Raw genomic sequence first — 16,485 nt, 5'->3', positions numbered from 1 at the left:
TCTGGGGCAGGCGGTCCGTTCAGTGCGGCGCCTGCTCCAGATGCCGCAACTTGTCGGGGTTGCGGGTAACGTAGATCGCGCGGATCTGGCCGTCCTCGATCTGGAAGGCGGTGGTTTGCAGCAGGCCATCGGGCTCGCGGGTGATGAAGCCGGGCAGGCCATTGACCAGAGCATAGCGGATCAGGCGCGAAGGAGCGGTGCGCAGCCGCGCCAGAGCCGCCTGAGCGCGCAGGAAATCGCGCGCGCCTTCCAGCATGCGCGAGACCGAGGGGCGCTTGCCGCCGCCATCGGAATAGAAGCGCACATCCTCGGCCAGCAGCGCACCCAGTTGCGTGAGATCGCCCTGACTGGAAGCCTCGAAAAAGGCCGAAGCGATGGCCATGCCGCGCTGGCGGTCGAGCGGGAAGCGGGGGCGCTCGGCCCGCACATGCTCGCGGGCGCGGGTGGCGAGTTTACGGCAGGCGGCGGCGTCGCGGTCCAGCACCTGGGCGATCTCGTCGAAGCTTTCGCCGAACAGGTCGTGAAGCAGGAAGGCGGCGCGTTCCAGAGGGGAGAGCCGTTCCAGGGCCAGCAGCAGGGGCAGGGTGACATCCTCATCCACCCAATCGTCCTCCACCACCGGCTCGGGCAGCCATGGGCCGGTGTAGGTTTCGCGCAAAACGCGGGCCGATTTCAGATGATCGAGGCACAGCCGGGTGACGATCCGCCTCAGAAAGGCGCCCGGCGCCTGCACCTGCGCGTGGTCCACGCCGCGCCAGCGCAGAAAGGCGTCTTGCACGATATCCTCCGCATCGGCCATCGAGCCCAGCATGCGATAGGCGACGCGCAGCAGGGCAGGCCGCTGCGCGTCGAAGATCCGGGTTGCTCCTTCCGTCACTGCCAGCCCATTTCCGGCGCATAAACATTGAAGCCCACCGCCAGACGGTTCCAGCCGTTGATGACATTGATCGCCAGCGTCAACTCCACCTGCTCGGCGGGGGTGAAGTGTTCCGCCAGCGCGGCATAAACGGCGTCGGGCGCGCGCTTGGTGGCGATGTCTGTCATATGCTCGGTCCAGTCGAGCGCGGCGCGTTCACGGTCGCTGTAGCAGGGGGCTTCATGCCAGGCGGCCAGCAGATGGAGGCGCTGTTCGGTTTCCCCGGCGCGGCGCGCCTCCGCGGTGTGCATGTTGAGGCAATTGGCGCAGCCGTTGATCTGCGATGAGCGGATCTTCACCAGTTCCAGCAGCGATGGCTCCAGCCCGCAGGCGGCCAGCTTGCGGGACAGGGCATACCAGGCGTTGAACGCCTCGGGCGAGGCTTTGTAGATATCGGCACGGGGGGCCATGAGAACATCCTTTCGTGTTGCAGATGCCGTCATGACGAGATGCCCCGTGCCGAATGTGACATGGCCGGAAAATTTTTCCGAAAAATTGTCCCTCAGGGCTTGGGCGCTGGCAGGCCGTGTTCCTCCAGCATCGGGCCGACCTCGGGATCCTTGCCGTAGAAGGCCTTGAACATCGGCCCGTAATCCTGCGTGTAGCCCCGGCTCAGGATCATGTCGCGGAAGCGCTGGCCGTTGGCGCGGGTCATGCCGCCATGGTCGCGGAACCAGTGATAGGCGTCATGCTCCAGCATCTGGGTCCAGAGATAGGCGTAATAGCCCGCCGAGTACCCATTGGCCCAGATATGCAGGAAATAGCTGGAGCGATAGCGCGGCGGCACATCGGCGATGTCCAGCCCGCTGTGTTCCAGCGCGGTCTTTTCAAAGGCATCGACATCCTGCGTTCCGGCGGAGGCGGGCAGGCTGTGCCAGTCCATATCCAGCATGGCGGCGGCGATCACCTCGCCCAGCGCATAGCCCTGATTGAACTGATTGGCCTTGCGGATCTTCTCCACCAGAGCGGGCGGGATGGCCGCGCCGCTGCGATAGTCTTTGGCGTAATGGGCCAGCACCTCGGGATCGAAGGCCCAGTGCTCGTTGAACTGCGAGGGGAATTCCACCCAGTCACGCGCGGTGTTGGTGCCCGAGACGGTGGGATAGGTCTGATCGGCGAAGAGCCCGTGCAGCGCATGGCCGAATTCATGGAACATCGTCACCACATCGTCGGAGGTGATGAGCGCGGGCTGCCCGGCGGCGGGCTTGGTGAAATTGCCGACATTGTAGACCACCGGCCTGGTCTTTAGCAGTTTCGACTGGCCCACGAAGTTGGACATCCAGGCGCCGCCATTCTTGTTGTCGCGCTTGAAATAGTCGAAATACATCAGGCCCAGCTCGCTGCCGTCCTTGTCATGGACGGTGTAGGCCATCACATCGGGCTGATAGACCGGGATGTCGGTGCGGCGGGTGAAGGTCAGGCCATAGAGCCGGTTGGCGGCATAGAAGACGCCATCCTCCAGCACGCGGTTCAGCTCGAAATAGGGCTTCACCTGATCCTGATCGAGGTCATACTTCGCCTTGCGGATTTCCGCCGCATAATGGTCCCAGTCCCAGGGTTTCAGGTCGAAGTGATCGCCATCCCTGGTGATCTGGGCCTGAATTTCGGCGGCTTCGCGCTTTTGCTCGGGCGCGGTGGCGGCGGCCAGTTGCTGCATGAAGGTCGAGGCGGCCTGAGGCGTCTTGGCCATCTGATCGTAGAGCACATAGGCCGCCCAGTTGGGATAACCCAGCAGTTGCGCCTTTTGCGCGCGCAAGGATGCCAGCTGCTGGATCACCGCGCGGGTGTCATTGGCGTCGCCCTTTTCGGCGCGGGTCCAGCTGTTGGTGAAGAGCGCCTCGCGCGTGGCGCGGTCCTTCAGCCCTTCCAGCGCGGGCTGCTGGGTGGTGTTCTGCAAGGGCAGCAGCCACTGGCCATCCAGCCCGCGCGCCTTGGCATCCTGCGCCGCTGCGGCGATGGCGCCATCATCCAGCCCGGCCAGCTGAGCCTTGTCCTTCACCACCAGCGCCCCGGCCTTGGCGGCGGCGAGCAGCTTCTGCTGATAGCTGGTTTCCAGCCCGGCCAGCTGCGTGTTGAGCGCCTTCAGCTTCACCTGATCGGCAGCGCCAAGCTGAGCGCCCGCATGCACGAAGCTGCGGTAATAGATGGTCAGCACCTGCGTTTGTTCGGCGGTCAGCTTCAGGCTGGCGCGACGCTCCCACAGGGTCTTGATCCGGGCGAACAGTCTGGGATCGAGGTTGATCGCATCCTGATGCTGCGCCAGCTTGGGCGAAACATCGGCCTGCACCTTGTCGAGCACGTCATTGGTGTTGGCCTGCACCACGCCGAAAAACGCCAGATTGACCCGGTCGAGCATCCGGCCAGAGGCTTCCAGTGCGCCGATGGTGTTGTCGAAGGTTGGGGCGGCGGGGTTGTCGGCGATCTTGCGGACCTCGGCCAGATGCCGGGCCATGGCGGTCTCGAAGGCGGGGGCATAATCGCTGTCATGGATCAGGTTGAAGGGCGGGGCCTGAAAGGGCAGCGTGCTGGGGGCATCGAAGGGGTTAGCGGCTGCCAGCGCGGGCGCGGCGAAACCGGCCAGCGCCGCTCCAGCCAACAGAACAGCGGTTCGCAAAGAGAGATGTGCCATAAAGAACAGGCCTTCTGTCTGGATGACAGGGCCGCAGCCTTGTGGCAGGCCCCGATGATGGCGCGATTTGAGCAAAGCCTCTGCGGGAACACAAGGCGTCATGCCGTCATCGCGGTGGAGAAGTGTAATATTCTTCGCCTTGCGCGACAGGAGATTACCCGGGCGGAACATTGTCCGGTGAGGCAGGGAACAGGCGCGATCCGGTTGGAGGATGGAAAGGGGTTTCGTTGAACGACAAGATCAACCGCAAGGCGCTGGCGCTGCTCGTCGCGGGCACCTTCTTTATGGAAAACCTCGACGCCACCGTCATCACCCCCGCCGTGCCCGCCATGGCGAAAAGCTTCGGCACGGCCCCGGTCGATCTCTCGACAGGGATTTCGGCCTATATGCTGGCGCTGGGCGTGTTCATCCCGGTCAGCGGCTGGGCGGCGGAGCGCTTTGGCGCGCGGCGCATCTTTTCCCTCGCCATCGTGATCTTCACCCTGACATCGGTGTTGTGCGGCATGGCGCAGAACCTGCCCGAATTCGTCGCGGCGCGCATCGTGCAGGGTCTGGGCGGGGCGATGATGGTCCCTGTGGGCCGCCTGGTGGTGCTGAAGGAAACGCCCAAGGAGGGGTTGGTGAAGGCCATCGCCGTGCTGACCTGGCCCGCGCTGGTGGCCCCGGTGCTGGGGCCGCCCTTCGGAGGGCTGATCGTCGATCATGGCGACTGGCGCTGGATTTTCTGGCTTAACCTGCCGCTGGGCGTGCTGGCGCTGCTGGGGGCATTGCGGCTGGTGCCCGGGCATCAACCCTCGCAGCGCAGCTTTGACTGGCCGGGCTTTCTGCTGATGGGCGGGGCGCTGTTCTTCCTGATGCTGGTGGCTGAAATCCTCGCCCGGCCTCAACCGGCCTTGCTGGCGGCGGCGGGGGCTCTGGCGGCGGGGCTGGCCTTGCTGGTGCCGGGCGTGCGCCATCTCAAACGCGCCGATCATCCCATGCTGAGCCTCGACGCCATGCAAAAGCCCAGCTTCGCCGTGGTGGTCTGGGGCGGCTCGCTGTTCCGCATGGGGGTGAGCGCGGTGCCTTTCCTGCTGCCGGTGATGTTCCAGATCGGCTTTGGTTACACCTCGTTCCAGTCGGGCAGCCTGCTGATGGCGGTCTTCGCGGGCAATCTGACGATGAAGCCTTTCACCACCGCCGTGATGAAGCGCTTCGGCATGCGGCGCGTGCTGATTGGCAATGGCGCGTTGAACGCCACCTCCATCGCCGCCTGCGCGCTGTTTGCCCCGTCCATGCCGCTGTGGCTGACCTGCGTGATCCTGTTTATCGGCGGGATGACGCGTTCGATGCAGTTCACCGCGCTCAACACCATTGCCTTTGCCGATATTCCCGGTGCCGGCATGGCGGACGCCAACACGCTGTTCTCCACCGCCTTCCAGCTGGCGATGGGCATGGGCGTGTCGCTGGGCGCGGTGGCATGGCAGATCGGCGCGATATGGGGTGGTGGGGGCGCGGACGCCGCCATGCCCTTCCGCATCGCCTTTCTGATGGTGGCGGCGGTGTCGGCGATCGGCCTGCTCGACAGTCTGAAACTGGCGCGCAATGCGGGCAGCAGCGTGCTTGCCGCCCGCGCCTGACGCGGCTTGCGATCCATCACGCAGCCATCGATAAAGGATTGATAAACTGTCGCCCGGCGACAAGATGGCGCCATGACCTTCAAACGCCTCGCCTCCACCGCCCTTCTGCTCTGCACCCTCACCGGCGGTGGGAGGGCGATGGCCGCGCCGGAGCCGCAGGCCTGCACCGCGCTGGCGCAAGGTTTTCTCAAAGGCGCCATCAGCGATCCCGGTCAGGTGCATGCCACGGATCGGGGGTGCCTGTTCAGCGATGTCCAGATCAAGCTGGGCCGCTACCAGAACTGGACGGTGGAGCAGTTGACGATTGAAGGGCTGAACGGCTGGGACCGCAAGGCCTCACCGCTGCCGCCGCATCTGTTGGTCAGCGCCAAGGGCATCCGCTTTGCGGCGCCGGTCGAGAATTCGCATCTGCGCTATCAGATGCGGCTGACGCAGCGCCCCTTCGATGCGCGGCTCGATGCAGGTTTCGATCCCGCCACCAAGGCGCTGAGCATCCATGAACTGGCGATCGAGAGCCCGTGGATCGGCCATATTGCTCTGGGCATCGATGCCGTCTACCGCGCCGAACAGGATGCCCATGCGGGGCATGATCTGCCCGATCTGCCGGCGCTGCAACTGTCCCACACCAGACTGGTGCTGGACAACAAGACGCTGTTCGAAAGCATGCTGATGCCGACGATCATCGCGCTGGTGCCCGCAGAGCAGGATCCTGCCGAAGTCTTCCCGCGCTGGCAAAAGAAGACCGAGGCCCAGTTGCGCGAACTGCCCACCAGATTGCTGGATGCCGACAGCCGTGAGGCGCTGATCCGCTTTATCCGCGATTTTCCGCACCCCACCGGCCATTTCGCGTTCGATCTGCGCTTTGCCCAGCCCGTCACCCTGGCGGGGCTCAAGGCGGGCAAGGATCATGTCTCCTTCCTCAAGGATACGAAGATCACCGTCACCTACCAGCCGCAGGCCGCGCGGCCGTAGAGCACCGCTCGCCTCGCGGGACAAGGCCCGCTGCCCGAGGACAGCAGGCCTTGTTCGAACGCTTGCGCTTTGGCCCTTACACCTTGGCCCTTACACCTTGGCGAGAGGCGCTTCGCGGCCGACCATCGCCATATTCGCTTCGGTGTAACGATCCCCGGCCACCTCGATCTGCTCGGCGGCGTGGCGGATGGCGTGGAGATCGGCGTCGCCCAGCGTGACCTGCGCGGCGCCGAGATTTTCCTCAAGGCGGTGCAGCTTGGTCGTGCCGGGGATCGGCGCAATATACGGACGCTGCGCCAGCAACCATGCCAGCGCGATCTGCGCCGGGGTGGCGTCCTTCTCCAGCGCCACGCGCCTGAGCAGATCGACCAGCGCCTGATTTTTCTCCATCGCTTCAGGCGCGAAACGCGGGATGCTGTGCCGGAAATCATTGCTTTCCAGCTTGGTGTCCTTGTCCATCGCGCCGGTCAGGAAGCCCTTGCCCAGCGGGCTGTAAGGCACAAAGCCGATGCCCAACTCGTCGCAGGCCTCAAGGATGCCATTGCTCTCCACCGCGCGCCACCACAGCGAATATTCGTTCTGCAGCGCGGCCACGGGCTGCACCGCATGAGCGCGGCGCAAGGTCTGCACGCCCGGCTCGGACATGCCGAAATAGCGCGCCTTGCCCTCCGCGATCAGATCCTTGACGGTGCCCGCCACATCCTCGATCGGCACATTGGGGTCGACACGGTGCTGGTAAAGCAGATCGATGGTCTCGACGCCCAGACGCTTCAGCGAGCCCTCGACAGCCTTGCGGATATGCTTCGGGCGGCTGCTGACGCCGCGGTTCTGGCCGGTCTGCGCATCGATATCGAAGCCGAATTTGGTGGCGATCACCACGGTATCACGCACCGGGCGCAGCGCCTCGCCGACGACATCCTCGTTTTCGAAGGGGCCATAGACTTCGGCGGTGTCGAAGAAGGTCACGCCACGCTCATGCGCCGCGCGGATCAGCGCGACGCCATCCGCCTTGGAGAGCTTGGTGGCATAGCTGAAGCTGATGCCCATGCAGCCAAGGCCAAGAGCGGAAACATGGAGGCCGCTGCGGCCCAGTTCGCGGGTTTGCATAGGGAAATCCTTCTGAATGGTGGGGGTGGTTCCGCTGTCGTGCGGCATGGTCACATCAGCCATGGGCATCGGCCTCGTCGAAGACCTTGCGGATGATCGTCAGCGCCGAGGCGGCGGTGGGCCAGCCTGCATAAAAGGCCAGATGAGTGACCATTTCGATGATCTCGTCGCGGGTCACGCCATTGTCCAGCGCCTTGCCCAGATGGAAGGGCAGCTCGTTGAGGCGATAGTGCGAGATCAGACTGGCCAGGGTGATCATGCTGCGGTCACGCGGCGAGAGGCCCGGGCGCTGCCAGACATCATCGAACAGCACCCTGTCGCTGATCTCGGTGAGGTGAGGGGCCAGATCGCCCCAGGGGGCCCGCATCGGGGCGTTGGTGTCAGCCATGATCGACAGCTCCTTCATGCAGAAGCTTCTAGGCTTAAGCGCGGATCGGCATTAGATCGTATAATCTGCAAACGGTCTTGAACAGGATTCAACAATGGCGCGCGGCAATCTGAATGACCTGTTGGCCTTCCGCGCCGTGGCGACAGAGCGGAGCTTCACCCGCGCGGCGGCGCAGATGGGTGTCTCCACCTCGGCGCTCAGTCATGCGATCCGGGGGCTGGAGGAAAGGCTGGGCATCCGCCTGCTCAACCGCACCACGCGCAAGGTGGTGCCGACCGAGGCGGGCGAGCGCCTGCTGGGCGCCGTGGGCGCGCTTTTCGATGGCGTGGAGGCCGAACTCGCCAGTCTGAGCGCGCTGCGCGACACGCCTTCCGGCATGATCCGCATCACCACCAGCGCGCATGCCGCGCGCACGTTGCTGGAACCGGCGCTGATCCCGCTGCTGGCGCAATATCCAGATCTGAAAGTGGAGTTGAACGTCGACGCCGGTTTCGTGGACATCGTTGCGGAACGGTTCGACGCCGGGGTGCGGCTGGGCGAGACCGTGGCGCAGGATATGATCGCCGTGCCCATCGGGCCCGAGATGCGGATGACCGCCGCCGCCTCGCCCGCCTATCTGGAGCGCCATGCCGCGCCGCTGGTGCCGCATGATCTGGCGCGCCACAATTGCATCAATCTGCGCTTTCCCACCTATGGCGGTCTCTATGCCTGGGAGTTCGAGAAGGACGGGCGGGCGCTCAACGTGCGGGTCGACGGGCAGATGATCGTCAACGATACGGCGCTGGCGCTGCAGGCCGCGATGGACGGGCTGGGCATTGCCTATATCACGCAGGATCAGGTGCAGCCGCTGATCGCGCAGGGCCGCCTTGTGCGCGTGCTGGAGGACTGGTGCCCGCCGTTCCCCGGCTATCACCTCTATTACCCGAGCCGTCGGCAGCATTCCTCCGGCTTTGCGGTGCTGATCGAGGCTTTGCGTTATCGCGCGTAGGTTCAGGGGGTTTTTGCTTCCGCCCAGACCTTGAAGGCCTCGCGCACCCTGGGGCCAAGATCCCGGTCGCGGTTGCGGTTCTTGTAGGGGGATTGGCTGATCTCCAGAATGGGCGCGCCGTTGTGGATGTCTTGCGCCAGCCAGTCGATGTAGGGGCGGCCCTTTTCCGCGAACTGCTGCCGTTCCTCAGCGTTGAGCTCGATCAGCCATGAATAGCCAAAAGCGCTGTGATTGCAGGCTGCATCAAGGAACAGCGCCTCCTCATCTTCAAGCAGGAACCACGCATGGGGCTCGTGATCGACGACCTTCATCCGCGCTTCTTCCCTCCCTGCTGATCCTTGCGTTTAACGGCAGGCCCACAGATTGCGCAAGAACTGCCGAGCGGCCAGAAGGCGGCGAAGGCACTTTGCCCGGGCCACCAGCAAGGAACCCTTTCGATGCCCGCCCCGCTTGGCCCTCAGGCCCGATACCATCAGCGCATGCAACGCGTGCTCGACCATATCGACCGTCATCTCGGCGGCGATCTCGGGCTCGATGCGCTGAGCCGGGTCGCGGCCTTTTCACCGCATCATTTCCACCGGCAGTTCAGCGCGATCTTCGGCATGCCGCTGTATCGCTATGTGCAGTTGGCGCGGATGAAAAGGGCCTCATGGCAACTGGCCTATCGCGGGGAAACGGTGACCGAGATCGCCTTCGATGCCGGTTACGAGGCGCCCGACAGTTTTGCGCGCGCCTTTCGCCAGCGCTTCGGGCAGGCGCCCTCGGATTTTCGCGGGGGGCCGGACTGGTCGGCATGGGCCGAGGCAATGACGCCTCTGGCCCGGGCAAGGAGCAGAATGATGACCCGGACCTTTTCCATGCAAGATGTCACCCTGCGCGAGACGCCAGATGTGCCTGTCGCCATCATGAGCCATCGCGGCGATCCCGTGCTGCTGGGCGAGACGATCCGCCGCTTTATCGCCTGGCGCAAGGCCAGCGGGCTGCGCCCGGCCAGCCATGCGACCTACACGATCTTCCATACCGACCCGGAGGTCAGCGGGCCTGAGGAGTATCGCCTCGATCTGGCCACCGAAATCCGCCGCCCCATGACCGCGCAGGATGAAGGCGTGGTGCCGGGCGTGATCCCCGGTGGTCGCTGCGCGGTGCTGCGGGTGGTGGGCAACAGCGACAATCTGCGCCCGGCGGCGGAATTTCTCTATGGCACATGGCTGCCCGAAAGCGCCGAGGAACTGCGCGACGATCCGCTCTATGCGCAGCGCCTGCGCTTCTTCCCCGACGTGCCCGAGCATGAGGCCATCACGGATCTGTTTCTGCCGTTGAAGTAAGCCTCAGGCCCGGCGGCGATAGAGTTCCGCCGGGCGAAAGGCGGTGTCGGCCTCACGCTCGCCGGTGGGCTCGATCCAGCCGGTATCGAGCAGGCGGCGGCGGAAGGCGGGCTTGTTGAGTTGCACGCCCAGAATGGCCTCATGTACCGCCTGCAGATCGCGCAGGGTGAACAGCGCGGGCAGCAGCGAGAAGGCGAGGGGGCTATAGTCCAGCTTGCCCTTCAACCTGTCATGCGCCAGCGCGATGATGGCGGCATGGTCGAAAGCCAGCGGCTGTGCGATATCGGCCAGCGGCGCCAGCGCCAGATCATCGCGCGTGGCCAGGGCCCGCGCCATCCGCTGCGGCGACACCAGCGCGAAATAGGCCACGCTGACGACCCTCATGCGCGGATCGCGCGCGGGATCGCCGAAGGTATAGAGCTGTTCCAGCCAGACATCCGTGTCATCGGCAAAGCCGCCTTTGTCGGCCAGCACGCGCCTTGCAGCGTCGTCCAGCCCTTCCGTGGGTTGCACGAAACTGCCCGGCAACGCCTGTTTGTTCGCGAAAGGATCGGCAGCGCGCCGTTGCAGCAGCACCGCCAACTGGCCCTCCACCACGCTCATCAGCACCAGATCGACCGTGACGGCCACGGGCGGATAGGCCGAAGGATCATAGGATTGGGCAGTGTTTTCAGGCATGAGGACATCTTATGTGTTGACTGGATATATGTCAAATAAATATAAGGGTCTTGCAGCGATTCGGGGAGTCCGTCTCGCATCACGTTTCGAGGGAGCCTCGGATATGAACGATACCATCGATTTCGGCGTCTTTATCGGTCGCTTTCAGCCGCTGCATATCGGCCATGAGCATGTCATCACCCATGCGCTGGAACGGGTCAATCGCCTGATCGTGCTGGTGGGATCGGCCAATATGGCGCGTGATCCGCGCAACCCCTTCACCTATGCCGAGCGTGAGGCGATGCTGCGCGCCGCCTTCCGCCATGAGGTGGCCGAGGGCCGCCTGATCATCGCCCCGCTCGACGATCACCTCTATTCCGACACCGCCTGGGTGACGCAGGTGCAGCGCACAGTGCGCGCCATCGTGCTGGACCACGGCAACCACCATGGTTTCCAAAGCCATGGCCTCAGCGATTTCCGCGTGGCGCTGGCGGGCTATGGCAAGGATGCCTCGTCCTACTATCTGAAGCTCTTCCCCGAATGGGAAAATCTGCAGATCGACAGCCAGTACGGCACCTTTTCCTCCAGCGATGTGCGCCAGCGCTATTTCCAGCGCATTCCCGATATCGCGGGCTCGATCCTGTCGGGTGGCGTGGCCGAGTTCCTGCGCCATTTCATGCTGGGCGAGACCTTCCGCGCCCTGCTGGAAGAGGCGGAGTTTCTGGCCGCCTATCCCGCGCAATGGGGCAAGGGGCCTTTCGTCACGGCGGACGCGGTGGTGGTGCAATCGGGCCATATCCTGCTGGTCGAGCGGGGCCGCGCGCCCGGCAAGGGCCTGCTGGCCCTGCCCGGCGGCTTCGTGAACCCGGCCGAGCGCATCCGCGACGCCGCGATCCGCGAATTGCGTGAGGAAACCTCGATCGGCGACGGCAAGGGGCAGATCCCCCCCGCCATGCTGGCCAGCTTTATCGAGGACTCGCGCAGCCGCGTCTTCGATGCGCCGAACCGCTCGCTGCGTGGTCGGATCATCACGCACGCCTTTCTCTTCCGCCTGCCCGAACGGCGGAAGCTGTTCAGCGTGAAGGGGGGCGACGATGCCGCCCATGCCCGCTGGTATCGCTTCGGTGACCTCAGCCCGGAGATGCTCTTCGAGGATCACTGGTCGATCATCGAGGAACTGGCGGACCTGTAACCCGCCGCTGACTGCCCAAAATGAAGAGATCTGCCGTGCAGGGGAGTCCTGCGTCCGGCGTCACTGTGAGGAGTTCACATCATGACCAATCTCATCCTGGCCACCGACAGCTACAAGCACAGCCACTTCCTGCAATACCCGCCAGAGGCCCGCGCGATCAGCGCCTATGTCGAGGCGCGGCCCAATGACTTCGCCGATGAGGTGCTGTTCATGGGCCTGCAGCCCTTCCTGATCGACCTCCTGGCCCGCCCGATCACGGCGGACGACATCGACGAGGCCGAGGCCATCTGCACCGCCCATGGCGTGCCCTTCAACCGCGCGGGCTGGCAGATCATCGTCGAGGATCACAAGGGCTTCCTGCCCATCGAGATCCGCGCTCTGCCCGAAGGCATGATGGTGCCCACCGGCGTGCCTCTGGTGCAGGTGGAGACCACCGATCCACGCCTGCCATGGCTCGCCACCTTCGTGGAAACCGCCCTGCTGCGCGCCATCTGGTATCCCACCACGGTCGCCACGCTGAGCTGGCAGTGCCGCCAGATCATCCGCGCCGGGCTGGAACGCACCAGTGATGATGTTGAAGGTCAGCTGCCCTTCAAACTGCACGACTTCGGCGCACGCGGCGTCAGCAGCGCGGAGAGCGCCGCGCTGGGCGGCATGGCCCATCTGGTGAACTTCATGGGCACCGATACGATGGAGGCCCTGCTCGCTGCCCGCCGCTATTATGGCGCGGATATGGCGGGCTTCTCGATCCCGGCCGCCGAGCACAGCACGATCACCAGCTGGGGCCGCGCCCGCGAACAGGATGCCTATGCCAATATGCTCGACGCCTTCGAGGGCGACGGGAGGCTGGTGGCGGTCGTCTCGGACAGCTACGATCTGGATGCGGCCATCGGAGGCATCTGGTGTGGCGCGCTGCATGAAAAGTTGCTGACGCGCAAGGGCACGCTGGTGGTCCGCCCCGACAGCGGCGATCCGGTCGAAACGCCGATCCGTGCGATCAGAACGCTGTGGGAAGCCTTTGGCGGCGCGGTCAACGGCAAGGGCTTTCGGGTTCTTGATCCACATGTGCGCGTCATTCAGGGCGATGGCATGACCATCAAAAGCATCGCCCGCCTGATCGACCGGCTGGTGGAGGAGGGTTTTGCCATCGACAATATCGCTTTCGGCATGGGCGGTGGCCTGCTGCAACAGGTCAATCGAGACACGCTGCGCTTTGCGATGAAGGCCAATGCCATGCGCGATGCCGACGGCGTGTGGAGGGATGTGAACAAGCAGCCCGCCACCGATCTCACCAAGGCCAGCAAGGCGGGTCGTCAGGCGGTGGTGATGCGCGATGGCAAGTTGGTCGCGGCGCGGCTGGATACGTTGGACGCCAGGGAGGATCTGCTGGTGCCGGTGTGGCGCGATGGGCAGATGCTGGTCCGCCACAGCTTTGCCGATCTGCGCGCCAGAGCAGCGGGTGAAGCGGCTCTGCCCGTCGCCCCTGAAACAGCCGCGGCCTGAAGAAAGGATGATCCCATGATGGATCTGCACACCCAAGACCGTGCCCTTGGCGCCCTGCTGGGCCTCGCCACCGGCGATGCGCTGGGCACCACGCTGGAGTTTTCTGTTCGGGACAGCCTGCCGCCGCTCACCGATATTGTCGGCGGCGGGCCGTTCCAGCTTGAGGCAGGGGTCTGGACGGATGACACGTCCATGGCGCTGGCGCTGGCCGACAGTCTGGCGCAGCGCGGCTCGCTCGATCCGGGCGATCTGATGCGGCGCTTTGTCAACTGGTGGCGCTGGGGCGTCTACAGCGCCACGGGCGAGTGCTTCGATATCGGCATGGCCACCCGCAGCGCCCTCGCCGGTTTCGAGGTGGACGGGAACCCCCTCGCCGGTTCGACCGATCCTTTCAGCGCAGGCAATGGCTCGCTGATGCGCCTTGCGCCCGTCGCCATCTGGGGCGTGAAGCATGGCGAACAAGCGATGCGCGACGTCGCCCGCCTGCAAAGCGCAACCACCCACGGCGCCACCGCCTGTCTGGATGCCTGCGAGGGCTATGCGTTGATCCTGCACGCCGCCATTCTGGGCGCTGATTTCGCAACAGCGCTTAAGGCGGCCGAAGGTATCGGCAGCGACCCGATTGCCGCCATCCTCGCCGGAGGATGGCGCGGCAAGGATCGGGCAGCGATCCAGTCGTCAGGTTATGTTGCCCATAGCCTTGAGGCGGCTCTGTGGTGCGTCGATCAAACCGCAACCTATCGCGATGCCGTGCTGCTGGCCGCCAATCTGGGTGACGATGCCGACACCACCGCAGCCATCACCGGCCAATTGGCCGGCGCGCTTTACGGGCAGCAAGGCATCCCTGCGGAATGGCTGGCCACACTGGCTTGGCGGGATCGTATCGCGCAGATGGCGCGGGCTTTGCTCGTGCCCTGAACTTACGCCGCCATCGCCATATGCACCGTATTGCGGCCATCGCGCTTGGCGGCATAGAGCGCGGCATCGGCGCAGGCCAGCAGGGCATCGGGCGTGTCGATAGCGGGCATGGTGGTGGCGCTGACGCCGATGCTGATGCTCACCCGCCCGCCCGGCGCCGGTGTCGCCAAAGCCAGCGCCAGCACGGCGATCCGCATGGTTTCGGCCAGAGTGCGCGCCTCTTCGGCGCTGGCCCCGGGCAGGATCACCACGAATTCCTCGCCGCCATAGCGCGCCACCATATCCGCCGCGCGCGAGGCGCAGCCCGCCAGGGCTTCCGCCACATCGCGCAGCCTCCGGTCGCCTTCCTGATGGCCCAGATGGTCGTTGAGCAGCTTGAAATGGTCGATGTCGATCATCAGTACGCAAAGGCTGGTGCCGCTGCGCGCGGCCCGCGCCCATTCGCTGTGCAAGGCGGCATCGAAGCTGCGGCGGTTGGGCAGGCCGGTCAGATCGTCGATCTGGGAGAGCTGGGCGAGCCTGTCGCGCTCCTCCAGATTGCGCAGATGAGTCAGGGCATTGCGCAGGCCATAGACGATGGTGGCCGTGGCGAAACCGGCCACCGCCCAGCGCGGATGCGAGCCCAGCATGGTCGCCGCCACCACCAGCAGCATCGCGGGCAGCAGCAGCGGGCTGATGGCCTGAGCCAGCCGCTCGCGCTGGCTGGCATCCACGGTCTTGCGCGAAGGCTTGCGTGTCGAGCGCTGTGTCAGGGCGATCAGAAACAGCATCGGCAGATCGATGATCAGGTCAAAAGAGGTGCCGTAATCGGTGTCCTTCTGCCAATGGTCCATATAGGCGGTGGTGAGCAGGTAGACGAAGCCATAGGCCGCCAGGCTACCGAAGAAATCCCGATTGGCCCGCGTATGGCTGGTGGTGAAGCGAAACAGCGCGAACAGCGCGATCAGCCCGTTCTCGATATCGAACATGCGGGTGAGCAATTCGGCGTCCGCCGCGCTGGCCCCGGCCATCGTGGCAAGGCCAAAGGTGTGGACGAAGAACAGCACCCCCAGCGCGGTGGCGATCAGCCCGTCCAGCACCCGCACGGAAAGGCGCTCCGTTTCGGGGCTGGAGGTGGCGAAGACCAGCGGCACGCCATAGAGCACGAAGAACAGCAGGCAGAGGCTGGCATCGCCCTGATAATGGCCCAGCGAAAGGTGAACCGCCGCATTGGCCATCATGCCGCCGGCCCAGATTACCTTTGCCATCGCCAGCATAAGCCAGCCCGAGGCGCCACTGATGCGCGCACGCGCCAGGCAGGCTTTGGCGCCGCTCAGCGCCAGCACCACCACGCAGGCCAGCGAGACGATCGGCGCCATGCTGCCCACAATGTAAGGAACTATACTGTGGAAGAGGACAAGACCCGCGATGGGCAGCCAGAGCGCCAGACTGCCTCCGCGCCGGGCGGCAGCGTCCAGCCTTCCAGATTCGGACACGATCGCCTGCACCACCTGCCTGCCCCCAACATGCGTGCTTTCCATGCCTTGGCTGTGGTTAGGAAAGGATGAAAGCCCAGCGATTGCTGAAAAGTTTTGGCAAAAGCAAGGGTTGCCGGGCGTGGCACGGCCTGTCGTCAGGATTAACCTTTGATGCTGCTCCAAGCGCCCTGGCCTTGCTGTGATGCCAGCAGACGCGCGCCCGGCCCTTCCCTCGACAGCGTATCGCCGGGATTGCGCAAAGGGCAATCCGCCAGCGAAAGGCAGCCGCAGCCGATGCAGCTGTCCAGCTGGTTGCGCAGCTGGATCAGGCTGGTGATGCGCTCATCCAGCATGGCGCGCCATTCGCGGTTGAGCACGTCCCACTGCGCCGAGGTGATCGGCGTGGAGGCATAGCGGTCCATATGCTCCTTGATCAGCGCCAGCGGCAGGCCCGCGCGTTGGGCGACGCGGATGATCGCCACGCGGCGCAGCACGCGGCGTTCATAGCGGCGCTGGTTGCCCTGCGTGCGCCAGCCTTCGATCAGCCCCTTCTTTTCATAGAAATGGATGGTGGAGACCGGCACGCCGCTGCGCCGCGCAACATCGCCGACAGTCAGGGAAGGGTGGTTGTCCGTCATGACGCATCCTGATGCAATATGCAGGTTTGATAGGTTGCCCATACCGGTTCTTCAATCGGAAAATCTCGGTGAAGCAATCGGAAATTCCGATCTTGACCTAAACTTAGGTTAAGGTTGTAAGCAGCGTGTCGGCTCGCTTCCGGCGGGCCTCTCCGCCCGGCGCGGGGGCATCCAGA

Annotated in this window: 16 protein-coding genes; 7 read left to right on the top strand and 9 right to left on the bottom strand. The window is 64.7% G+C overall.

Annotated features, from left to right (window positions below):
- Positions 1-19 precede the first annotated feature (19 nt).
- The 3 genes from SR3_RS00365 to SR3_RS00355 form a co-directional block, all read right to left on the bottom strand.
- A complete protein-coding gene (locus SR3_RS00365; RefSeq protein ID WP_068079487.1) occupies positions 20-877 on the bottom strand; it encodes a sigma-70 family RNA polymerase sigma factor in 858 nt (285 codons plus the stop codon).
- Entirely contained in the window at positions 874-1,326 is a 453-nt protein-coding gene (locus SR3_RS00360) for a carboxymuconolactone decarboxylase family protein (protein ID WP_068079485.1), read from the bottom strand. Before SR3_RS00360 ends, SR3_RS00365 begins: the two co-directional genes overlap by 4 nt.
- Before the next feature lie 92 nt (positions 1,327-1,418).
- Entirely contained in the window at positions 1,419-3,545 is a 2,127-nt protein-coding gene (locus SR3_RS00355; protein WP_068079875.1) for a M3 family metallopeptidase, read from the bottom strand.
- A gap of 227 nt (positions 3,546-3,772) precedes the next feature.
- Here SR3_RS00355 and SR3_RS00350 point away from each other — a divergent pair, with 227 nt between their 5' ends.
- Together SR3_RS00350 and SR3_RS00345 are read left to right on the top strand one after the other, a co-directional pair.
- Positions 3,773-5,164 (top strand): MFS transporter, encoded by a 1,392-nt coding sequence (locus SR3_RS00350; RefSeq protein WP_068079483.1) that lies wholly within the window; start codon positions 3,773-3,775, stop codon positions 5,162-5,164.
- 72 nt (positions 5,165-5,236) lie between these two features.
- Complete coding sequence (locus SR3_RS00345; RefSeq protein WP_068079480.1) at positions 5,237-6,136, top strand: hypothetical protein; 900 nt, start codon at positions 5,237-5,239, stop codon at positions 6,134-6,136.
- Positions 6,137-6,226: 90 nt separating this feature from the next.
- Here SR3_RS00345 and SR3_RS00340 read toward each other — a convergent pair whose 3' ends face one another.
- Positions 6,227-7,243: an aldo/keto reductase gene (locus SR3_RS00340; protein ID WP_068079873.1), complete on the bottom strand. Its 1,017-nt coding sequence runs from the start codon at positions 7,241-7,243 to the stop codon at positions 6,227-6,229.
- Between the two features lie 55 nt (positions 7,244-7,298).
- The gene (locus SR3_RS00335) at positions 7,299-7,631 is read right to left on the bottom strand and encodes a carboxymuconolactone decarboxylase family protein (RefSeq protein WP_068079871.1); all 333 of its coding nucleotides are present in this window, start codon (positions 7,629-7,631) and stop codon (positions 7,299-7,301) included.
- Positions 7,632-7,725: 94 nt separating this feature from the next.
- Here SR3_RS00335 and SR3_RS00330 point away from each other — a divergent pair, with 94 nt between their 5' ends.
- Positions 7,726-8,619, top strand: coding sequence for a LysR family transcriptional regulator (locus tag SR3_RS00330; protein ID WP_068079478.1), 894 nt, complete (start codon positions 7,726-7,728; stop codon positions 8,617-8,619).
- Positions 8,620-8,621: 2 nt separating this feature from the next.
- Here the strand turns inward: SR3_RS00330 and SR3_RS00325 are convergent, their stop codons facing one another.
- Complete coding sequence (locus tag SR3_RS00325; protein WP_174549116.1) at positions 8,622-8,930, bottom strand: hypothetical protein; 309 nt, start codon at positions 8,928-8,930, stop codon at positions 8,622-8,624.
- Positions 8,931-9,056: 126 nt separating this feature from the next.
- Here SR3_RS00325 and SR3_RS00320 point away from each other — a divergent pair, with 126 nt between their 5' ends.
- On the top strand, positions 9,057-9,944 hold the full coding sequence (locus SR3_RS00320; protein ID WP_068079475.1) for an AraC family transcriptional regulator: 888 nt from the start codon (positions 9,057-9,059) through the stop codon (positions 9,942-9,944).
- Positions 9,945-9,947: 3 nt separating this feature from the next.
- On the opposite strand, the gene SR3_RS00315 is transcribed toward SR3_RS00320, so the two are convergent.
- Positions 9,948-10,622, bottom strand: a complete 675-nt coding sequence (locus SR3_RS00315) for an NUDIX hydrolase (protein ID WP_068079473.1) — start codon at positions 10,620-10,622, stop codon at positions 9,948-9,950.
- 103 nt (positions 10,623-10,725) lie between these two features.
- Between SR3_RS00315 and SR3_RS00310 the strand changes: the two genes are divergently transcribed.
- The 3 genes from SR3_RS00310 to SR3_RS00300 all read left to right on the top strand — a co-directional run bounded on the left by SR3_RS00310 (position 10,726) and on the right by SR3_RS00300 (position 14,214).
- Positions 10,726-11,793, top strand: a complete 1,068-nt coding sequence (locus SR3_RS00310) for a bifunctional nicotinamide-nucleotide adenylyltransferase/Nudix hydroxylase (RefSeq protein WP_068079471.1) — start codon at positions 10,726-10,728, stop codon at positions 11,791-11,793.
- Positions 11,794-11,874: 81 nt separating this feature from the next.
- The gene (locus SR3_RS00305; protein ID WP_068079470.1) at positions 11,875-13,296 is read left to right on the top strand and encodes a nicotinate phosphoribosyltransferase; all 1,422 of its coding nucleotides are present in this window, start codon (positions 11,875-11,877) and stop codon (positions 13,294-13,296) included.
- A 15-nt stretch (positions 13,297-13,311) separates the two neighbouring features.
- A complete protein-coding gene (locus tag SR3_RS00300; RefSeq protein ID WP_218018732.1) occupies positions 13,312-14,214 on the top strand; it encodes an ADP-ribosylglycohydrolase family protein in 903 nt (300 codons plus the stop codon).
- Between the two features lie 2 nt (positions 14,215-14,216).
- Here the strand turns inward: SR3_RS00300 and SR3_RS00295 are convergent, their stop codons facing one another.
- Both SR3_RS00295 and soxR read right to left on the bottom strand, forming a co-directional pair.
- Entirely contained in the window at positions 14,217-15,734 is a 1,518-nt protein-coding gene (locus SR3_RS00295; protein ID WP_068079468.1) for a GGDEF domain-containing protein, read from the bottom strand.
- A gap of 98 nt (positions 15,735-15,832) precedes the next feature.
- Positions 15,833-16,309, bottom strand: a complete 477-nt coding sequence (gene soxR, locus SR3_RS00290; protein WP_068079466.1) for a redox-sensitive transcriptional activator SoxR — start codon at positions 16,307-16,309, stop codon at positions 15,833-15,835.
- Between the last annotated feature and the right edge of the window lie 176 nt (positions 16,310-16,485).

The sequence above is a fragment of the Novosphingobium rosa NBRC 15208 genome (assembly GCF_001598555.1).
GTDB lineage: Bacteria > Pseudomonadota > Alphaproteobacteria > Sphingomonadales > Sphingomonadaceae > Novosphingobium > Novosphingobium rosa.
The sequence above is the reverse complement of the archived record's forward strand: the minus strand, read 5'-3'. Positions and strand labels throughout refer to the sequence as shown.

What these genes read in the sequence shown, in the direction of transcription:
- SR3_RS00360 (WP_068079485.1), bottom strand. Translation starts at nt 1,326, where the DNA reads ATGGCCCCCCGTGCCGATATCTACAAAGCCTCGCCCGAGGCGTTCAAC.
- SR3_RS00355 (WP_068079875.1), bottom strand. Translation starts at nt 3,545, where the DNA reads ATGGCACATCTCTCTTTGCGAACCGCTGTTCTGTTGGCTGGAGCGGCG.
- SR3_RS00345 (WP_068079480.1), top strand. Translation starts at nt 5,237, where the DNA reads ATGACCTTCAAACGCCTCGCCTCCACCGCCCTTCTGCTCTGCACCCTC.
- SR3_RS00340 (WP_068079873.1), bottom strand. Translation starts at nt 7,243, where the DNA reads ATGCAAACCCGCGAACTGGGCCGCAGCGGCCTCCATGTTTCCGCTCTT.
- SR3_RS00335 (WP_068079871.1), bottom strand. Translation starts at nt 7,631, where the DNA reads ATGGCTGACACCAACGCCCCGATGCGGGCCCCCTGGGGCGATCTGGCC.
- SR3_RS00330 (WP_068079478.1), top strand. Translation starts at nt 7,726, where the DNA reads ATGGCGCGCGGCAATCTGAATGACCTGTTGGCCTTCCGCGCCGTGGCG.
- SR3_RS00325 (WP_174549116.1), bottom strand. Translation starts at nt 8,930, where the DNA reads ATGAAGGTCGTCGATCACGAGCCCCATGCGTGGTTCCTGCTTGAAGAT.
- SR3_RS00320 (WP_068079475.1), top strand. Translation starts at nt 9,057, where the DNA reads ATGCCCGCCCCGCTTGGCCCTCAGGCCCGATACCATCAGCGCATGCAA.
- SR3_RS00315 (WP_068079473.1), bottom strand. Translation starts at nt 10,622, where the DNA reads ATGCCTGAAAACACTGCCCAATCCTATGATCCTTCGGCCTATCCGCCC.
- SR3_RS00310 (WP_068079471.1), top strand. Translation starts at nt 10,726, where the DNA reads ATGAACGATACCATCGATTTCGGCGTCTTTATCGGTCGCTTTCAGCCG.
- SR3_RS00305 (WP_068079470.1), top strand. Translation starts at nt 11,875, where the DNA reads ATGACCAATCTCATCCTGGCCACCGACAGCTACAAGCACAGCCACTTC.
- SR3_RS00300 (WP_218018732.1), top strand. Translation starts at nt 13,312, where the DNA reads ATGATGGATCTGCACACCCAAGACCGTGCCCTTGGCGCCCTGCTGGGC.
- SR3_RS00295 (WP_068079468.1), bottom strand. Translation starts at nt 15,734, where the DNA reads ATGGAAAGCACGCATGTTGGGGGCAGGCAGGTGGTGCAGGCGATCGTG.
- soxR (WP_068079466.1), bottom strand. Translation starts at nt 16,309, where the DNA reads ATGACGGACAACCACCCTTCCCTGACTGTCGGCGATGTTGCGCGGCGC.